General features: G+C 73.7%; 17 protein-coding genes. 12 read left to right on the top strand and 5 right to left on the bottom strand.

The window, feature by feature from the left end:
- Window positions 1–19: 19 nt before the first annotated feature.
- Complete coding sequence (locus EV562_RS33165) at window positions 20–1,042, bottom strand: SGNH/GDSL hydrolase family protein (RefSeq protein WP_133890575.1); 1,023 nt, start codon at window positions 1,040–1,042, stop codon at window positions 20–22.
- A 167-nt stretch (window positions 1,043–1,209) separates the two neighbouring features.
- Here EV562_RS33165 and EV562_RS33160 point away from each other — a divergent pair, with 167 nt between their 5' ends.
- Window positions 1,210–2,595, top strand: a complete 1,386-nt coding sequence (locus EV562_RS33160; RefSeq protein WP_133890574.1) for a cystathionine beta-synthase — start codon at window positions 1,210–1,212, stop codon at window positions 2,593–2,595.
- Between the two features lie 394 nt (window positions 2,596–2,989).
- Here the strand turns inward: EV562_RS33160 and EV562_RS33155 are convergent, their stop codons facing one another.
- On the bottom strand, window positions 2,990–3,412 hold the full coding sequence (locus EV562_RS33155; RefSeq protein WP_166662123.1) for a hypothetical protein: 423 nt from the start codon (window positions 3,410–3,412) through the stop codon (window positions 2,990–2,992).
- Between the two features lie 100 nt (window positions 3,413–3,512).
- A complete protein-coding gene (locus EV562_RS35370) occupies window positions 3,513–3,683 on the bottom strand; it encodes a hypothetical protein (RefSeq protein ID WP_208298478.1) in 171 nt (56 codons plus the stop codon).
- On the opposite strand from EV562_RS35370, the gene EV562_RS35935 reads away from it, so the two are divergent.
- From EV562_RS35935 to EV562_RS33135, 6 genes are all read left to right on the top strand, one after another.
- Window positions 3,630–3,857 carry a sigma factor-like helix-turn-helix DNA-binding protein gene (locus EV562_RS35935; protein WP_208298477.1) on the top strand — a complete coding sequence of 76 codons (228 nt, stop codon included), beginning with the start codon at window positions 3,630–3,632 and terminating at the stop codon, window positions 3,855–3,857. The genes EV562_RS35370 and EV562_RS35935 overlap by 54 nt on opposite strands.
- A gap of 126 nt (window positions 3,858–3,983) precedes the next feature.
- A complete protein-coding gene (locus EV562_RS33145) occupies window positions 3,984–4,385 on the top strand; it encodes an alpha/beta fold hydrolase (protein ID WP_166662118.1) in 402 nt (133 codons plus the stop codon).
- A gap of 2 nt (window positions 4,386–4,387) precedes the next feature.
- Entirely contained in the window at window positions 4,388–4,519 is a 132-nt protein-coding gene (locus EV562_RS35930) for a hypothetical protein (RefSeq protein WP_279588522.1), read from the top strand.
- Window positions 4,520–4,523: 4 nt separating this feature from the next.
- Complete coding sequence (locus tag EV562_RS35240; RefSeq protein ID WP_166662117.1) at window positions 4,524–4,673, top strand: hypothetical protein; 150 nt, start codon at window positions 4,524–4,526, stop codon at window positions 4,671–4,673.
- A gap of 84 nt (window positions 4,674–4,757) precedes the next feature.
- On the top strand, window positions 4,758–5,645 hold the full coding sequence (locus tag EV562_RS33140) for a MurR/RpiR family transcriptional regulator (RefSeq protein ID WP_133890570.1): 888 nt from the start codon (window positions 4,758–4,760) through the stop codon (window positions 5,643–5,645).
- A gap of 151 nt (window positions 5,646–5,796) precedes the next feature.
- Entirely contained in the window at window positions 5,797–6,384 is a 588-nt protein-coding gene (locus EV562_RS33135) for a hypothetical protein (protein ID WP_133890569.1), read from the top strand.
- Between the two features lie 230 nt (window positions 6,385–6,614).
- On the opposite strand, the gene EV562_RS33130 is transcribed toward EV562_RS33135, so the two are convergent.
- The gene (locus tag EV562_RS33130) at window positions 6,615–7,991 is read right to left on the bottom strand and encodes a diaminopimelate decarboxylase (protein ID WP_133890632.1); all 1,377 of its coding nucleotides are present in this window, start codon (window positions 7,989–7,991) and stop codon (window positions 6,615–6,617) included.
- Window positions 7,992–8,169: 178 nt separating this feature from the next.
- Between EV562_RS33130 and hutU the strand changes: the two genes are divergently transcribed.
- The 5 genes from hutU to EV562_RS33105 all read left to right on the top strand — a co-directional run bounded on the left by hutU (window position 8,170) and on the right by EV562_RS33105 (window position 14,073).
- Entirely contained in the window at window positions 8,170–9,897 is a 1,728-nt protein-coding gene (gene hutU / locus EV562_RS33125) for a urocanate hydratase (RefSeq protein WP_133890568.1), read from the top strand.
- On the top strand, window positions 9,894–11,111 hold the full coding sequence (locus tag EV562_RS33120; RefSeq protein WP_133890567.1) for an allantoate amidohydrolase: 1,218 nt from the start codon (window positions 9,894–9,896) through the stop codon (window positions 11,109–11,111). Before hutU ends, EV562_RS33120 begins: the two co-directional genes overlap by 4 nt.
- Entirely contained in the window at window positions 11,108–12,481 is a 1,374-nt protein-coding gene (locus tag EV562_RS33115) for a formimidoylglutamate deiminase (protein ID WP_133890566.1), read from the top strand. Before EV562_RS33120 ends, EV562_RS33115 begins: the two co-directional genes overlap by 4 nt.
- A gap of 62 nt (window positions 12,482–12,543) precedes the next feature.
- Complete coding sequence (gene hutI, locus EV562_RS33110; RefSeq protein WP_133890565.1) at window positions 12,544–13,719, top strand: imidazolonepropionase; 1,176 nt, start codon at window positions 12,544–12,546, stop codon at window positions 13,717–13,719.
- A gap of 30 nt (window positions 13,720–13,749) precedes the next feature.
- The gene (locus tag EV562_RS33105; protein ID WP_133890564.1) at window positions 13,750–14,073 is read left to right on the top strand and encodes a hypothetical protein; all 324 of its coding nucleotides are present in this window, start codon (window positions 13,750–13,752) and stop codon (window positions 14,071–14,073) included.
- Between the two features lie 83 nt (window positions 14,074–14,156).
- On the opposite strand, the gene EV562_RS33100 is transcribed toward EV562_RS33105, so the two are convergent.
- The gene (locus EV562_RS33100) at window positions 14,157–15,083 is read right to left on the bottom strand and encodes an RNA polymerase sigma factor SigF (protein WP_166662116.1); all 927 of its coding nucleotides are present in this window, start codon (window positions 15,081–15,083) and stop codon (window positions 14,157–14,159) included.
- Window positions 15,084–15,259: the final 176 nt, after the last annotated feature.

Raw genomic sequence — 15,259 nt, 5'->3', positions numbered from 1 at the left:
GGCCTGGCCGGCCTCGTCCTCATACGCCGGACGGGCTGGTCGGTTCCGTCTCCGACACCCGGCGCCGACGCCTCCGCTTCAGCAGCGCCCAAGGCCCCCGCGGCCCCGAGGGCATCGCGGCGGCGACCTCCGTGCCCGCCTCGGACGCCGCCTCCGCCGCCGCCCGGGCCACCGGCAGGAAGCCCTCGCGCCGCAGCGCGTCCGGGTGCTCCTCGTCGGCCGGCCACAGGCCGAGCGCGGCGCACACCGACGGCAGGACCGCCATCGCGGCCGTGGCGTACCCCTCCGCCGAGGGGTGGTAGTTGTCCGGCCCGAACAGCTCCCGCGGATTCTGCGCGAACTCCGGGCCCAGCAGGTCGCCCAGCGACACCGTGCGCCCGCCCTGCTCGACGACCCCGATGGTCTGCGCCGCCGCCAGCTGCCGCGAGGCGCGCCGGGCCAGCCAGCGCAGCGGCTGCCGCACCCGCTCGATCGTGCCCAGGTCGGGGCAGGTGCCGACCACCACCTCCGCGCCGGCCGTGCGCAGCCGCCGTACCGCCCCGGCCAGGTGCCGCACCGAGCGGGTCGGCGGCATCCGGTGGGTGACGTCGTTGGCGCCGACCATGATCACGCAGATGTCGGGCACCCGGTCCGGATCCGCGAGCGCCAGCGTCACCTGCCGGTCCAGGTCGTCCGAGCACGCCCCCGGCAGCGCGACCGACGCCAGCCGCACCGGCCGCTCCGCCACCGCCGCCAGACCCGACGCCAACAGGGCGCCCGGCGTCTGACCGGCCCGGTGGACGCCCTGCCCGGCGGCGGTGGAGTCGCCCAGCATCGTCAGCCGCAGCGGCGGCTCACCCGCCGTGGGCAGGGTGCCGCCGTACAACCCCTGCGCGTTCGGCACCCGGGTGGGCGTGCCCACGCCCACCCGGCGCCTGGCCAACTGCACCTCCGCCACCACCAGCCCGACCGCCGCCGCGCCGGCCAGCCCGATGCCGCCGCCGCCGTACGCCGCGCCGGCCGCGATCCGCCGGGCCACCCTCGCCCTCGACATGCTCGTCATGCGTCGCCGCCACCTCCCGAAACCCGTACACCCACTCCTTGCCCCGTACGGACGGTCGCCCAATCTCAACGCAGGGTGAACGACCGTGACGGGGCATGCCCGGGCCGCCAGGCCATAGGCTGGCAGGACCGATATCGACCCCTCATTTGCGGCATCCGGAGACCACGGTGCAATTCCACGACTCGATGATCAGCCTCGTCGGCAACACCCCGCTGGTGCGGCTCAACAGCGTGACCAAGGGGATCAGGGCCACCGTCCTGGCCAAGGTGGAGTACTTCAACCCGGGCGGCTCGGTGAAGGACCGCATCGCCCTGCGCATGATCGAGGCCGCCGAGAAGAGCGGAGAGCTGCAGCCGGGCGGCACGATCGTCGAGCCGACCAGTGGCAACACGGGCGTGGGCCTTGCCATCGTGGCCCAGCAGAAGGGCTATAAGTGCATCTTCGTCTGCCCTGACAAGGTGTCCACCGACAAGATCAACGTGCTGCGCGCGTACGGCGCCGAGGTCGTCGTCTGCCCGACCGCGGTCGACCCCGAGCACCCCGACTCCTACTACAACGTCTCCGACCGGCTGGTCCGCGAGACGCCGGGCGCCTGGAAGCCGGACCAGTACTCCAACCCGAACAACCCCCTCTCCCACTACCACTCCACCGGCCCCGAGCTGTGGGAGCAGACCGAGGGGAAGATCACCCACTTCGTGACCGGCGTCGGCACCGGCGGCACCATCTCCGGCACCGGCCGGTACCTGAAGGACGCCAGCGACGGCGCGGTGAAGGTGATCGGCGCCGACCCCGAGGGCTCCGTCTACTCCGGCGGCTCCGGGCGCCCGTACCTGGTCGAGGGCGTCGGCGAGGACTTCTGGCCGACGGCGTACGACCGCGAGGTCGCGGACGAGATCGTCGCCGTCTCCGACAAGGACTCCTTCCAGATGACCCGCCGCCTCGCCAAGGAGGAGGGCCTGCTGGTGGGCGGCTCCTGCGGCATGGCGGTCGTCGCGGCCCTGGAGGTCGCGGCCCGGCTCGGCGAGGACGACGTGGTCGTGGTCCTGCTGCCGGACAGCGGGCGCGGCTACCTCAGCAAGATCTTCAACGACGAGTGGATGGCCGACTACGGCTTCCTGGAGGACACCGGCCCCAGCGCCCGCGTCGCCGAGGTCCTGGACCACAAGGAGGGCGGCCACATCCCCTCCCTCGTCCACATGCACCCGGACGAGACCGTCGGCGAGGCCATCGAGGTGCTGCGCGAGTACGGCGTCTCGCAGATGCCGATCGTCAAGCCCGGCGCCGGCCACCCGGACGTGATGGCCGCCGAGGTCGTCGGCTCGGTCGTGGAGCGCGAGCTGCTGGACGCGCTGTTCACCCAGCGCGCCTCGCTGGAGGACCCGCTGGAGAAGCACATGTCCGCCCCCCTGCCCCAGGTCGGCTCCGGCGAGCCGGTCGCGGACCTGATGTCGGTGCTCGGCGGCGCCGACGCGGCGATCGTCCTCGTCGAGGGCCGGCCGACCGGTGTGGTGAGCAGGCAGGACCTGCTGTCCTTCCTCGCCCGGGGCAAGTAGCAGCCGGCGGCCGGCTGCCGATCTTCGTGGACTTCGCGGAAGTGGTACGCGCACGTCACGTGCGCGCAGCAGTCGCTTAACACGGGACCGGCAGAGTATGCGGTGTCGGCAGGGCAGGGGGAGCGCGGCTCCCGGGCGTCGAGCCCGGGAGGAGACTCCCCGTCCCGCCGGCGCCGAACGGCGTCACGGACCTTCCGGAGCGGCTCCCGGACCTCCAAGGACGCCACGGACGCGCCGCCCCGGCCGTGAGGCCGGTGCCGCGCGTCCCCCGCGGGGACCGCCGTCGTCCCGCCCCCCAGCGCTGGGGGTGCGGCGGTCCCCGCGCAGTTCTTCCCCTCGCGGCCCGTTCACGGCCTTCCCCGGCTGAGCCTTCCCCGGTTCAGGCCTCCCCGGCTCAGTCCTCCCAGGCGTCGGCCCTGCTCGCGCGGCGGCGGCCGAACAGCTCCGGGTTGGTCCGGACCGCCTGGACGACGTTGACCCCGACGATGCCGGCCCAGGCGACCAGAATCCCCGGGAGGTCCGCCACCCCGCCGCCGATCGCGGACAGCGGGACCGCGAGCACCAGCGAGACGATGCCGAAGCCGAACCGCTCGCCGAAGGAGTCCGTGGGCCTCGGCGACCGGCTGTCGCGGGCCGCCGTCATCTGCTGCTCGGCGAGCTGCCGGCGCACCCGGCGCTCCACCGCGCCGTCGATGCGCTGGTCGACCTTCTCCAGGAACGAGTCGACCAGCGCGGACTCGTACTCCTCACCCAGCTCCCTGCGGGTGCGCAGGGTGGCGTCGAGTTCCCTCTTGAGGTCGGCGTCGTGCGCGTCCATTCCCGTCATGGACCCCACCGTAGGCAGCCGGAGCGGCCCCGGCACTGGGGACAACCCCCGTTTCCGGCGGGGGCCGGCCCCCGCCTCCGCGACGCGGATCTCACCGGCCCTCGCGGCGGGCCAGGGCGCGTCGGGAGGCCCGGTCGATCATCAGCAGCCCCCGGGCGCGGCCGGCCGGGCGCAGCGCCTTCTGCACCGGCCCCGACCAGCGCCCGCGATGAGCGCCCAGGACCGCGAAGCGCGTCCCGGAGCCCTCCGCAACCGCGGCCATGACATCACCGACCTACTGGAGCGCCTGGCACCGGAGCATCGCGCCGTGCTGGTCCTGCGCCACGTGGAGGGCCCCAGCGAGCAGGAGGTGTCCGCCCTGCTGGAGATACCCGTGGGGACGGTCAGGTCCCGGCTGTTCCGCGCCCGTCGGTCGTTCCGCTCGGCCTGGGGCTGAGCGGAGGCGACGCCCTGCGGGGCCCGCGACGTCGCACATCCGTCCCTCGGAGGCGGGAACCTCTGCCCGGTCCGCCGACTCCTGACCGACCGAACGGAACAGGTCCGGCAATCCCCAGGAGTCGTCGTGAAGCCCCTGGAGACCGTCCCAGCGCCGCAGCCCGAAGTGGCGGGGGTGCACCACAGCCAGGTGAACGTGCGAGGGGTACGCCTTCACGTCGCCCAGGCGGGAACGGGGGAGCCCGTCGTGCTGCTGCACGGCTTTCCCCAGCACTGGTACGGATGGCGGCGGCTGATCCCGCTGCTGTCCGAGCGGTACCGGCTGATCTGCGTGGACCAGCGGGGCTTCGGCTGGTCCGACGCGCCGGCCCGGGGGTACGACACCGACAGCAGGGTGGCCGACATCATCGGCCTCCTGGACGCGCTGGGCCTGGACCGGGTCCGGCTCATCGGGCACGACTGGGGGCGTGGACCGGGTTCCACCTCTGTCTCGCGGCTCCGGAACGCATCCGGCACTTCCTGGCGCTGAACATGATGCATCCCTGGCCGCTGCACCGCCGTCTGCTGCCGCAGTCCTGGCGGTTCTGGTACACGGCGCTGCTGGAGCAGCCGTTCCTCCTCCGCCGGCTGCTGCGCGACGGTGATCCTCGGTGGCGAGCTTGACTCCATGCTGCCGCCGAGCGTCCTCACACCGGCCTTTGGGCACGCGGACGACCTCACGGTCGAGGTGGTCCCCCGCTGCGGGCACTACCTGCACGAGGAGCGTCCCGACCTGGTCGCGCGGGCCGCCGAGCAGCTCTTCACCGGCGCCCCCTGACCAGGCCCGGCGCGCGGCCCGCCGACGGCCTGTATAACGGTATGCAGAAGCCGGGGTGACTGAATAGGTCGAGGGGGCCATGTCATGAACGGGACTGGCGGGAGCAGCGGGGCGAACGGGGCGGCCGGTGGCGGCGCGGTCGACAGCCCGGCCGCACGGCTGCAGGCGCTGTTCGAGGGGCACCGGCTGACACCCACTCAGCGGCGCATCGCGCACAGCATGGTGCGCCGCGCGTCCGACGTGCCCTTCCTGTCCAGCGTGGAGCTGGCCGAACTGGCCGGGGTCAGCCAGCCGTCCGTGACCCGCTTCGCCGTCGCCCTGGGCTTCGACGGCTACCCGGCCCTGCGCCGTCACCTGCGCGAGGTCGCCCCCGCGGAACCGGTCCCGGACACCGGCACCGTCAACGAGTACCAGCAGGCCGTGGCGGCCGAGATCGAGAACCTGCGGCACCTCGCGGAGGTGCTGGCGGACCCTGGTCCGGTGCGGGAGGCGGGCCGCCTGCTCGCCGGGAGCCGGCCGCTGCCGGTGCTCGGCCTGCGGGCCGCCGCCGCCCAGGCGCACGGCTTCGCCTACTTCGCCGCCAAGGTCCACCCGGACGTCCGGCTCCTCGGCGAGGGCGGCACGATGCTCCGCGACCGCATCGACGCCGCCGTCCGCGCGGGGGCGGGCACCCTGCTCTGCTTCGCCCTGCCGCGGCACCCGCGCGAGGTCGTCGAGGCGCTCGCCCAAGCCAAGGAAGCGGGGCTCACGGTGGTGACCGTCGCCGACTCCGCCTTCGCACCGGTCGCCAAGGTGTCCGACCTGCTGCTGCCCGCCGCCGTCGGCACCGGCCTCGCCTTCGACACCGCCTGTGCGCCGATGCTGCTCGGCCGGATGCTGCTGGAGGCGATGTGCGACGACCTGCCCGACGCGCAGGCCCGGCTGGAGGAGTTCGACGCCAAGGCCGCGGCACGGGGGCTCTTCGTGGACTGACCCGCCGAGTGCCCCGGCCGGCGGACGGCCTCTCAGATTCGTCTCAGCTTGCCCCGTTACAGTGCGGCGCCTGACACACCCTTCGGACGCGTCGCACAGGCGCATCGCACGGGACGCGTCGCACGGGTCGGCACGGAAGAGGAGGCAGGACGTGGCGCGCGGAGGACAGGTGGGGCTGGCTCGGGTGGCCGTCGTCGTACGGGCGGGCGCCGCACCCCTGTGGTGGCTGGGCGTGTTCGCGGCGGGCATCGGCGTGCTGGTGCCGGGACTGACGGGACGCCGGATCGGGGTGCTGGCCGGTGCCGCGCTCTTGGTCGTCGCCACGGCCGTCGTGGCGTGGGCGCGCCGGCGGCGCTACACCGCCCTGGCCGGTTCGGCCGCCCGGGCGGGCAGGCACGACGTGCTCCAGGACCGCGGGGTCACCGTACGCAACTGGCGCCGGGGTCACCGCTGGTGGCTGCTCCTCGCCTTCCTCGCCGCTCTCGGCAGCGCCTTCGCCGTCCCCGCGGCGGGCGGCATGCTGCTGGCCGGCTGCGGCGCCGGGCTGTGGCTCAAGTCCGCCTGGATCGGCCGCCGCGAACAGTCCGGCGACGCCCTGCTGTGGGTCCGCGTGGACTGGCTGGCCGGCAACGCCGGCCGCCCCGCCGGCAAGGCGGTGAAGGCCTACCGCAGCACCGGCATCGCGGCGGGCGACGCGGCGCCGGGCGGGGCGAGGCGGAAGACGGTGGCGGCGGTCTGACGCCGGTCAGCGGCCAGGGGCGCCGGCCGTGGCACGGAGTGGCCGCACCGGGCGGGCGCCGTGAGCCACGGCGCGCGCCCGGTGAGGCCACGAAGCACCCACGATGCGCGCGCGGCCCACGAAGCACCCACGATGCGCGCGCGGCCCACGAAGCACCCACGATGCGCGCGCGGCCCGCGAAGCACCCACGATGCGCGCGCGGCCCGCGAAGCACCCCAGGGCGCCGCAGCCTACGAAGCACCCCCACGGCCACGGAGAAGGTCCCCGGTCAGCGAGTCGGCGTACTCCCTTCCCGCCTCGGCCACGATCTCCTCGACCGCCTGCGCCCTGCGCACCGCGGCGAAGGTGACGCCCGTCTCCCCGCCCCCGGCGAACCCGTACACCGCGGGCCGCGCCAGCGAGTTGTACGCGTAGTGGTGCGCGAAGTAGTACGCCCCGGTGTCCAGCGCCGCCGCGTAGTCCCCCTGCTCCAGCAGCGGCATCGCCCGGCCCACGGCCAGCAGGTCGCCCGCGAAGCAGGCCGGACCGGCCACGTCCTGCACCACGTCGGGCCCCTCCTTCGGCCGCCCCTTGCCGTCGTACGCGGCGATCCGCAGCGGCCACGCCCCCGGCGCGTACACCGTCCGCGTCGCGACCTGCACGCCCGCGTGCGTCACCGCGACCGGCCGCCCCCCGGCGCTCTTGGCGTACTCCACCCGCGCGACGACCGTGCCGTGCTTGGCCAGCAGCGACCGGCCGAACTCCGTGACCAGCCCGTACCTCCCGTCGAACAGCCCCGGCACCGTCTCGCTCAGCAGACGCGCGTACTCGGCGTACGTCGGAGTCGTCCCGTCCGACGCGAAGTTCACCGGGAGGCCGCCGCCGATGTCGAGCGTGTCGACCTGGGTGCGGCCCGCCCGCTCGTTGATCTCCTCGGCGAGCGCGTACGTCTCCCGGACGCCCTCGGCCATCAGGGTCAGCGGGATGCCCTGGGACCCGGTGTGCGCGTGCAGGCGGGTCAGCCACGGCCGGTCCAGGTACGCCCGCACCACCCACTCGCGCGCTCCCTCGTCGCGGAGGGCCACCCCGAACTTCGAGGTCGCCGTCGCGGTCGAGAGCGCTTCGATGGAACCGCCGCCGACCTGTGGATTCACCCGGATGCCCAGCGGTGAGGAGGTGCCCGGGGCGGATTTCACCAGAGCGTCGAGGCGCTCCAGCTCCTGAGGGTTGTCCGCGTTGACGGCGATGCCCAGCGACAGCGCCTCGCGCAGCTCGTCCGGCGTCTTGGCGGGCGAGTCCAGCACCGTCCGCTCCGCGGGCACCCCCGCCGCCCGCGCCAGGGCCAGCTCGCCCGGGCTCGCCACCTCGGCGCCGATGCCCGCCTCGTGCAGCAGCCGCACCACCGCGACCAGCGGGGACGCCTTCACCGCGAAGGCGTGCAGCACGGGTGTCCCCGGCGCCGTCACCGCCTCGAACGCCGAGCGCAGGGCCGCGGCAGACTCCCGGATGCCGGTGACGTCCAGCAGCCCGACGAGCGGTGTGCCGGGCCCCAGCAGCCCCTGCTCCACGGCCGCCCGCACCGCGTCGTCCCGCCGCGCCGCCCGCTCCGTGCCGGTGCCGCCGCTCATGTCCGTGCCGTCGCTCACGCCAAGCCTCCCTGCCGTCGCCGCCTGCCCTGACGCGTCCCTTCCACACTCGCACGCGCACCCTGCGGGACACGACCCTGTTGACTAGCTCTATTCACAAAGCGAGGATATGAATATCCGTAGCAACATCCGCCGGGAGCAAGCCACCAGGAGGCAGACCATGTCCGGACCCCGCACTGTCCGAGCACCACGCGGGACGACGCCGAGTGCCCTGGGCTGGCAGCAGGAGGCCGCCCTGCGGATGCTGCAGAACAACCTCGACCCCGAGGTCGCCGAGCACCCCGACAAGCTCGTCGTCTACGGCGGTACCGGCAAGGCGGCCCGCGACTGGCGCTCCTTCGACGCCATGGTCCGCACCCTGCGCACCCTCAAGCAGGACGAGACGATGCTCGTCCAGTCCGGCCGCCCCGTCGGCGTCATGCAGACCCACGAGTGGGCCCCGCGCGTCCTCATCGCCAACTCCAACCTCGTCGGCGACTGGGCCAACTGGGAGGAGTTCCGCCGCCTGGAGGCCCTCGGCCTGACCATGTACGGGCAGATGACGGCCGGCTCCTGGATCTACATCGGCACCCAGGGCATCCTCCAGGGCACCTACGAGACCTTCGCCGCCGTCGCCGCGAAGAAGTTCGGCGGCACCCTCGCCGGGACCATCACCCTCACCGCCGGCCTCGGCGGCATGGGCGGGGCCCAGCCCCTCGCGGTCACCATGAACGACGGCGTCGTGATCTGCGTCGACTGCGACCCGCGCGCCATCGACCGCCGCATCGAGCACCGCTACCTCGACGTGAAGGCCGATTCCCTCGACCACGCCCTCCAGCTGGCCACCGAGGCCCGCGACCGGCGCAGGCCGCTGTCCATCGGCGTCCTCGGCAACGCCGCCGAGCTGGTCCCGCAGCTCCTCGCCATGGGCGCCCCGATCGACATCGTCACCGACCAGACCTCGGCGCACGACCCGCTGGCCTACCTGCCCACCGGCACCGCCTTCGAGGACATGGCCGACGCCGCCGCCAAGGACCCGGCCGGCTTCACCACCCGGGCCCGCGAGTCCATGGCCCGGCACGTCGAGGCCATGGTCGGCTTCCAGGACGCCGGTGCCGAGGTCTTCGACTACGGCAACTCCATCCGCGGCGAGGCCCAGCTCGCCGGATACGACCGGGCCTTCGCCTTCCCGGGCTTCGTACCGGCGTACATCCGCCCGCTCTTCTGCGAGGGCAAGGGCCCCTTCCGCTGGGCCGCCCTGTCCGGCGAGGCCTCCGACATCGCCAAGACCGACAAGGCGATCCTCGACCTCTTCCCCGAGAACGAGTCCCTGGCCCGCTGGATCAAGATGGCGGGGGAGCGGGTCCACTTCCAGGGCCTGCCCGCCCGCATCTGCTGGCTCGGCTACGGCGAGCGCGACAAGGCAGGCGAGCGCTTCAACGACATGGTCGCGAGCGGTGAGCTGGCCGCCGCGATCGTCATCGGCCGCGACCACCTCGACTGCGGCTCCGTCGCCTCCCCGTACCGCGAGACCGAGGCCATGCTCGACGGCTCCGACGCCATCGCCGACTGGCCGCTGCTCAACGCCATGGTCAACGTGGCCTCCGGCGCCTCCTGGGTCTCCCTCCACCACGGCGGCGGCGTCGGCATGGGCCGCTCGATCCACGCCGGGCAGGTCACCGTCGCCGACGGCACCCCGCTCGCCGGGGAGAAGATCCGCCGCGTCCTCACCAACGACCCCGGCATGGGTGTCATCCGGCACGTCGACGCCGGGTACGACATCGCCGAGTCGGTCGCCGGGGAGCGGGGCGTGCGGGTGCCGATGCGCGAAGACGGCGACGGCGACACGGCGCGCGCCGGCGGCGAGACCCGCGAGGGCGACGCGGCGCGCGAGGGTGACGGCGCGTGAGCTTCCACAGCATGTGGGCGGAGCTGCTGCCGGTCGGCCGCAGCTCCGCCTCCGGCGGCTACCGCCGCTACGCCTGGACCGGCGCCGACGCCGACTGCCGGACCTGGTTCCGGGAGCAGGCCGAGGCACGCGGGCTCGGCTACGAGACGGACCGCAACGGCAACCAGTGGGCCTGGCTCGGCGACCCGGCCGCCGGGAACGCCGTCGTCACCGGGTCCCACCTGGACTCCGTGCCCGACGGCGGCGCCTTCGACGGCCCCCTCGGCGTGGTCTCCGCCCTCGCCGCTCTGGACGAACTGCGCCACAGGGGAGCGCGGTTCACCAGGCCCCTGGGCATCGTCAACTTCGGCGACGAGGAGGGCGCCCGCTTCGGCCTCGCCTGCGTCGGCTCCCGCCTCACCGCCGGCGCGCTCACCGTCGAGCAGGCCCACCGCCTCACCGACGGCGACGGCATCACCCTCCCGCAGGCCATGGAGACCGCCGGGTACGACCCCGGCGCCCTCGGCCCCGACCCCGAACGGCTCGCCCGCATCGGCGCCTTCGTCGAACTCCACGTCGAGCAGGGCCGCGCCCTCGACCTGTCCGGCGACCGGATCGGCATCGCGTCCGCCATCTGGCCGCACGGACGCTGGCGGTTCGACTTCCGCGGCGAGGCCAACCACGCCGGCACCACCCGCCTCGCCGACCGGCACGACCCGATGCTGTCCTACGCCGAGACCGTCCTCGCCGCCCGACGCGAGGCCGAACTCGCCGGTGCCGTCGCCACCTTCGGCAAGATCGGCGTCGAACCCAACGGGGTCAACGCCATCCCCTCCCTGGTGCGCGGCTGGCTCGACTCCCGCGCCGCCGACCAGGCGAGCCTGGACACCGTGGTGACCGGCATCGAGAAGGCCGCCCGCGAGTACGCCGCCGCCCACGGCGTGGACCTCGACGTCGTCCGCGAGTCCTTCACGCCCGTCGTCGAGTTCGACCACGCCCTGCGCGACGAACTCGCCCGCATCCTGGGCACCGGGACGGACCTCGGGGTCCCCGTCCTCGGCACCGGCGCCGGACACGACGCCGGAATCCTCTCCGACCGCATCCCGACCGCCATGCTGTTCGTGCGCAACCCCACCGGCGTCTCGCACTCCCCGGCCGAGTACGCCGCCGAGGACGACTGCGTGGCCGGGGTGACCGCACTCGCCGACGTACTGGAAGGGCTGGCCTGCACGTGACCCCCACCGAGCGGACCCGGACGTACTGGCTGGAACACGCCTGGCTCGGCACCCATGTCGAGCCGGACGTCGCCGTGACGGTGTCCGTCGGCGGCTCCCCCGGAGGCCGGGACGGCCGCATCACCGCCGTCCACCAGGGCGTCACCACCCCGCCGCCCGGCGCCGAGATCCTGCGCGGACTCACCCTGCCGGGACTGGCGAACGCCCACTCGCACGCCTTCCACCGCGCCCTGCGCGGCACCGTCCAGGTCGGCTCCGGCACCTTCTGGACCTGGCGCGAGGTCATGTACTCCGTCGCCGACCGGCTGACCCCCGAGACCTACCTCGATCTCGCCCGCGCGGTGTACGCCGAGATGGCGCTGGCCGGCATCACCACCGTCGGCGAGTTCCACTACGTCCACCACGCCCACGGGGGCACCCCCTACGCCGACCCCAACGCGATGGGTGACGCCCTGATCGAGGCCGCCGCCGAAGCCGGTGTCCGCATCACCCTCCTCGACACCTGCTACCTGTCCTCCGGCTTCGGCGACCCCCCCGACCCTCACCAACTGCGCTTCTCCGACGGCACGGCGGAGGCCTGGGCCGAGCGCTGTTCAGTTCTCAAGGACCGGGATCACGCGCGGATCGGGGCCGCGATCCACTCCGTACGGGCCGTGCCCGCGGACCAGCTGGCGACCGTGGCGCACTGGGCCGAGCGGCGGCGGGCCCCGCTGCATGTGCACCTGTCCGAGCAGACGGCCGAGAACGACGCCTGCCTGCGGGCCCACGGACGCACCCCCACCCGGCTGCTGGCCGACCACGGCGTGCTCGGCCCCCGCACCACCGGCGTCCACAACACGCACCTCACCGACGAGGACGTCGCGCTCCTCGGCGACAGCCGCACCGGCACCTGCATGTGCCCCACCACGGAACGGGACCTCGCCGACGGCATCGGCCCGGCGGCGGCGCTCCAGCGAGCGGGCTCCCCGCTCTCCCTCGGCTCGGACAGCCACGCCGTCGTCGACCTGCTGGAAGAGGCGCGCGCCATGGAGCTGAACGAACGCCTGCGCACCCGCACCCGAGGCCACTGGACCGCCGCCGCCCTGCTGCGCGCCGCCACCGCCGACGGCCACGCCGCCCTCGGCTGGGACGACACCGGCCGCATCGAGGCCGGGGCCCGCGCCGACCTCGCGACCATCGCGCTGGACTCGGTCAGAACAGCGGGGCCACTGCCCAGGCTCGGCGCCGAGACGGCCGTATTCGCCGCGACGGCAGCGGACGTACGGCACACGATCGTGGGCGGGCGGCACGTCGTACGCGACGGGGCGCACACCCTCGTACCGGACGTGCCGCGGGCCCTCGCGCGGGCCGTCGAAGCCCTGCGCGCCTGACCACCGGCCCCCGGCCGCGCACCAGCCCCCGCCCCCGCCCCCACGAGGACACCAGGGACCCCATGAGCAGCAGCACCGTCATCACCAACATCGCCGCACTCGTCACCAACGGCCCCTCCCTCGGCGACCACTCCCCGCTCGGTCTGGTCCGGGACGCGGCCGTCGTCATCGAGGGCGAACGGGTCGCGTGGACCGGTGAATCAAGCAAAGCACCCGCCACTGACAACCGGATCGACGCCGAGGGCCGGGCGGTCCTCCCCGGCTTCGTGGACTCCCACTCCCACCTCCTCTTCGCGGGCGACCGCACCGAGGAGTTCAACGCCCGCATGTCCGGCCGTCCCTACAGCGCGGGCGGCATCCGCACCACCGTCGCCGCCACCCGCGCCGCGAGCGACGCGGAACTGGAGGCGTCCCTCACCCGCTACCTCGCCGAGGCCCTGCGGCAGGGCACCACCACCTTCGAGACCAAGTCGGGCTACGGCCTGACCACCGCCGACGAGTCCCGCGCCCTGCGCGTCGCCGCCCGCCACACCGACGAGGTCACCTTCCTCGGCGCCCACATCGTCGCCCCCGAACTCGCCGACGACCCCGCCGCCTACGTCGACCTGGTCACCGGCGAGATGCTCGACGCCTGCGCGCCGCACGCCCGCTGGATCGACGTGTTCTGCGAGAAGGGCGCCTTCGACGGCGACCAGGCCCGCGCGATCCTCACGGCGGGCAGGGCGCGGGGCCTGCACCCCCGCATCCACGCCAACCAGCTCTCCCACGGCCCCGGTGTCCAGCTGGCCGTCGAACTCGACGCCGCCAGCGCCGACCACTGCACCCACCTCACCGACGCCGACGTGGACGCCCTCGCCGGCAGCCGCACGGTCGCCACCCTGCTGCCCGGCGCCGAGTTCTCCACCCGCGCCCAGTGGCCCGACGCCCGGCGCCTCCTCGACGCCGGTGCCACGGTCGCCCTGTCCACCGACTGCAACCCCGGCTCGTCCTTCACGTCCTCCGTGCCCTTCTGCATCGCGCTCGCGGTGCGGGACATGGGGATGACGCCGGACGAGGCGGTCTGGGCGGCCACCGCGGGCGGCGCGGCGGCCCTGCGCCGCGACGACGTCGGCCGCGTCGTCCCGGGCGCGTACGCCGACCTGACGCTGCTCGACGCCCCGAGCCACGTCCATCTGGCCTACCGGCCGGGAGTGCCGCTGGTCGCGGGAGTGTGGCGGCGGGGAGTGCGTAGGGTGTGACCCTCGGCTGATCCGGGGGGCGGGGGACGAATGGCCAAGTACTGGTGGACGCCGTTCCTGGCGAACGTGCTGCTCGGGATTCCGGGCGTCGTCCCGTTCTGGCTCGTCTGGTACCTGATGGCCAACTGGCCGCTGGCGGAACTGGGCTGGACCGTGCGCGAGCCGACGGAGACCGACGGCATGGCGCTCTGGCTCGTGATCGTCGTCCCCGTGGTGGCGCTCTTCACGATGATCTGGTGGCTGGTCAACGCGCCGTTGCGGCGCCGGACCTCCCTCGCGCCGCGCACCTTCTGGCTCCTGTGCGCCCTGAGCCCGCTGCTGCCCACGGCCGCGCTGATCGCCGACTCCCTCTGAAGGGCGGCGGCAACCCGAAGGGGGGCGGCCCGTTCGCGGACCACCCCCTGGAGGGCAGGCGTCACCCGGTCGGGGCGTGCCGACTACTCCTCGACCGTGAGCCCCTTGCGCAGGCGTACGAGCGTGCGCGACAGCAGACGCGAGACGTGCATCTGGGAGATGCCCAGCTCCTCGCCGATCTCCGACTGGGTCATGCCCGCGACGAACCGGAGCGAGAGGATCCTGCGGTCGCGCGAGGGCAGCTCGGCGATCAGCGGCTTCAGCGACTCGACGTACTCGATGCCCTCGAGCCCGTGGTCCTCGTAGCCGATGCGGTCGGCGAGCGCGCCCTCCGCCTCGTCCTCCTCGGGCTGGGCGTCCAGCGAGGAGGCGGTGTAGGCGTTGGACGCCGCCATGCCCTCGACGACCTCGTCCCTGGACAGGCCGAGGTGCTCGGCCAGCTCGGCCACCGTGGGGGCGCGGTCGAGGCGCTGGGCCAGCTCGTCACCGGCCTTCGCCAGGTCGAGCCGCAGCTCCTGGAGGCGGCGCGGGACCCGCACGGACCACGAGGTGTCGCGGAAGAAACGCTTGATCTCGCCGATGATGGTCGGCATCGCGAACGTGGGGAACTCCACGCCGCGCGACAGCTCGAAGCGGTCGATCGCCTTGATCAGGCCGATGGTGCCGACCTGGATGATGTCCTCCATCGGCTCGCTGCGCGAGCGGAAGCGGGAGGCGGCGAACTTGACCAGGGCGAGGTTCAGCTCGACGAGCGTGTTGCGTACGTACGCGTGCTCATGGGTGCCTTCCTCCAGCGACTCCAGCCGCGCGAAGAGGGTCTTGGACAGGGCCCTGGCGTCCGCCGGAGCGACCTCGTCGTACGCGGGGATGTCCGGAAGCCCGGCGAGGAAGCCGTCGGGGTCGACGGCCGAGTCGTGATGCTCGATGGGATCCAGATGTTCCGGAGGGAGTGTCGACGTCGCTTCATGGGTACGCGATCCGTCGAGCCGGGGTGACATGATGTCCTCCATCGTTCTCGGCATGCGGCTGCCGAAGCCAGATACGTGCACTGCGGTGTGCGGCGCCTCCAAAGCCGGCCGTGTCGGTTTACGTGTCTTACTAGCCCTACCGGGTTTACCGAGCCGACCGCAAGTGTGTTCTGTGCGGGTATGTCCGTTTGTGTGCGGTTGTTCGGGTGTCGGAGTGC

The sequence above is a fragment of the Streptomyces sp. BK208 genome, assembly GCF_004364245.1.
In the GTDB taxonomy this organism is placed as follows: domain Bacteria; phylum Actinomycetota; class Actinomycetes; order Streptomycetales; family Streptomycetaceae; genus Streptomyces.
The sequence above is the reverse complement of the archived record's forward strand: the minus strand, read 5'-3'. Positions and strand labels throughout refer to the sequence as shown.

Excerpts from the sequence above, each read along its gene's own strand:
- EV562_RS35370 (WP_208298478.1), bottom strand. The coding sequence starts at position 3,683 with ATGGCCGCGGTTGCGGAGGGCTCCGGGACGCGCTTCGCGGTCCTGGGC.
- hutU (WP_133890568.1), top strand. The coding sequence starts at position 8,170 with ATGTCCGGACCCCGCACTGTCCGAGCACCACGCGGGACGACGCCGAGT.
- EV562_RS33100 (WP_166662116.1), bottom strand. The coding sequence starts at position 15,083 with ATGGAGGACATCATGTCACCCCGGCTCGACGGATCGCGTACCCATGAA.
- EV562_RS33165 (WP_133890575.1), bottom strand. The coding sequence starts at position 1,042 with ATGACGAGCATGTCGAGGGCGAGGGTGGCCCGGCGGATCGCGGCCGGC.
- EV562_RS35240 (WP_166662117.1), top strand. The coding sequence starts at position 4,524 with ATGCTGCCGCCGAGCGTCCTCACACCGGCCTTTGGGCACGCGGACGAC.
- EV562_RS33140 (WP_133890570.1), top strand. The coding sequence starts at position 4,758 with ATGAACGGGACTGGCGGGAGCAGCGGGGCGAACGGGGCGGCCGGTGGC.
- EV562_RS33105 (WP_133890564.1), top strand. The coding sequence starts at position 13,750 with ATGGCCAAGTACTGGTGGACGCCGTTCCTGGCGAACGTGCTGCTCGGG.
- EV562_RS35930 (WP_279588522.1), top strand. The coding sequence starts at position 4,388 with ATGATGCATCCCTGGCCGCTGCACCGCCGTCTGCTGCCGCAGTCCTGG.
- EV562_RS33155 (WP_166662123.1), bottom strand. The coding sequence starts at position 3,412 with ATGGACGCGCACGACGCCGACCTCAAGAGGGAACTCGACGCCACCCTG.
- hutI (WP_133890565.1), top strand. The coding sequence starts at position 12,544 with ATGAGCAGCAGCACCGTCATCACCAACATCGCCGCACTCGTCACCAAC.
- EV562_RS33130 (WP_133890632.1), bottom strand. The coding sequence starts at position 7,991 with ATGAGCGGCGGCACCGGCACGGAGCGGGCGGCGCGGCGGGACGACGCG.
- EV562_RS35935 (WP_208298477.1), top strand. The coding sequence starts at position 3,630 with ATGAGCGCCCAGGACCGCGAAGCGCGTCCCGGAGCCCTCCGCAACCGC.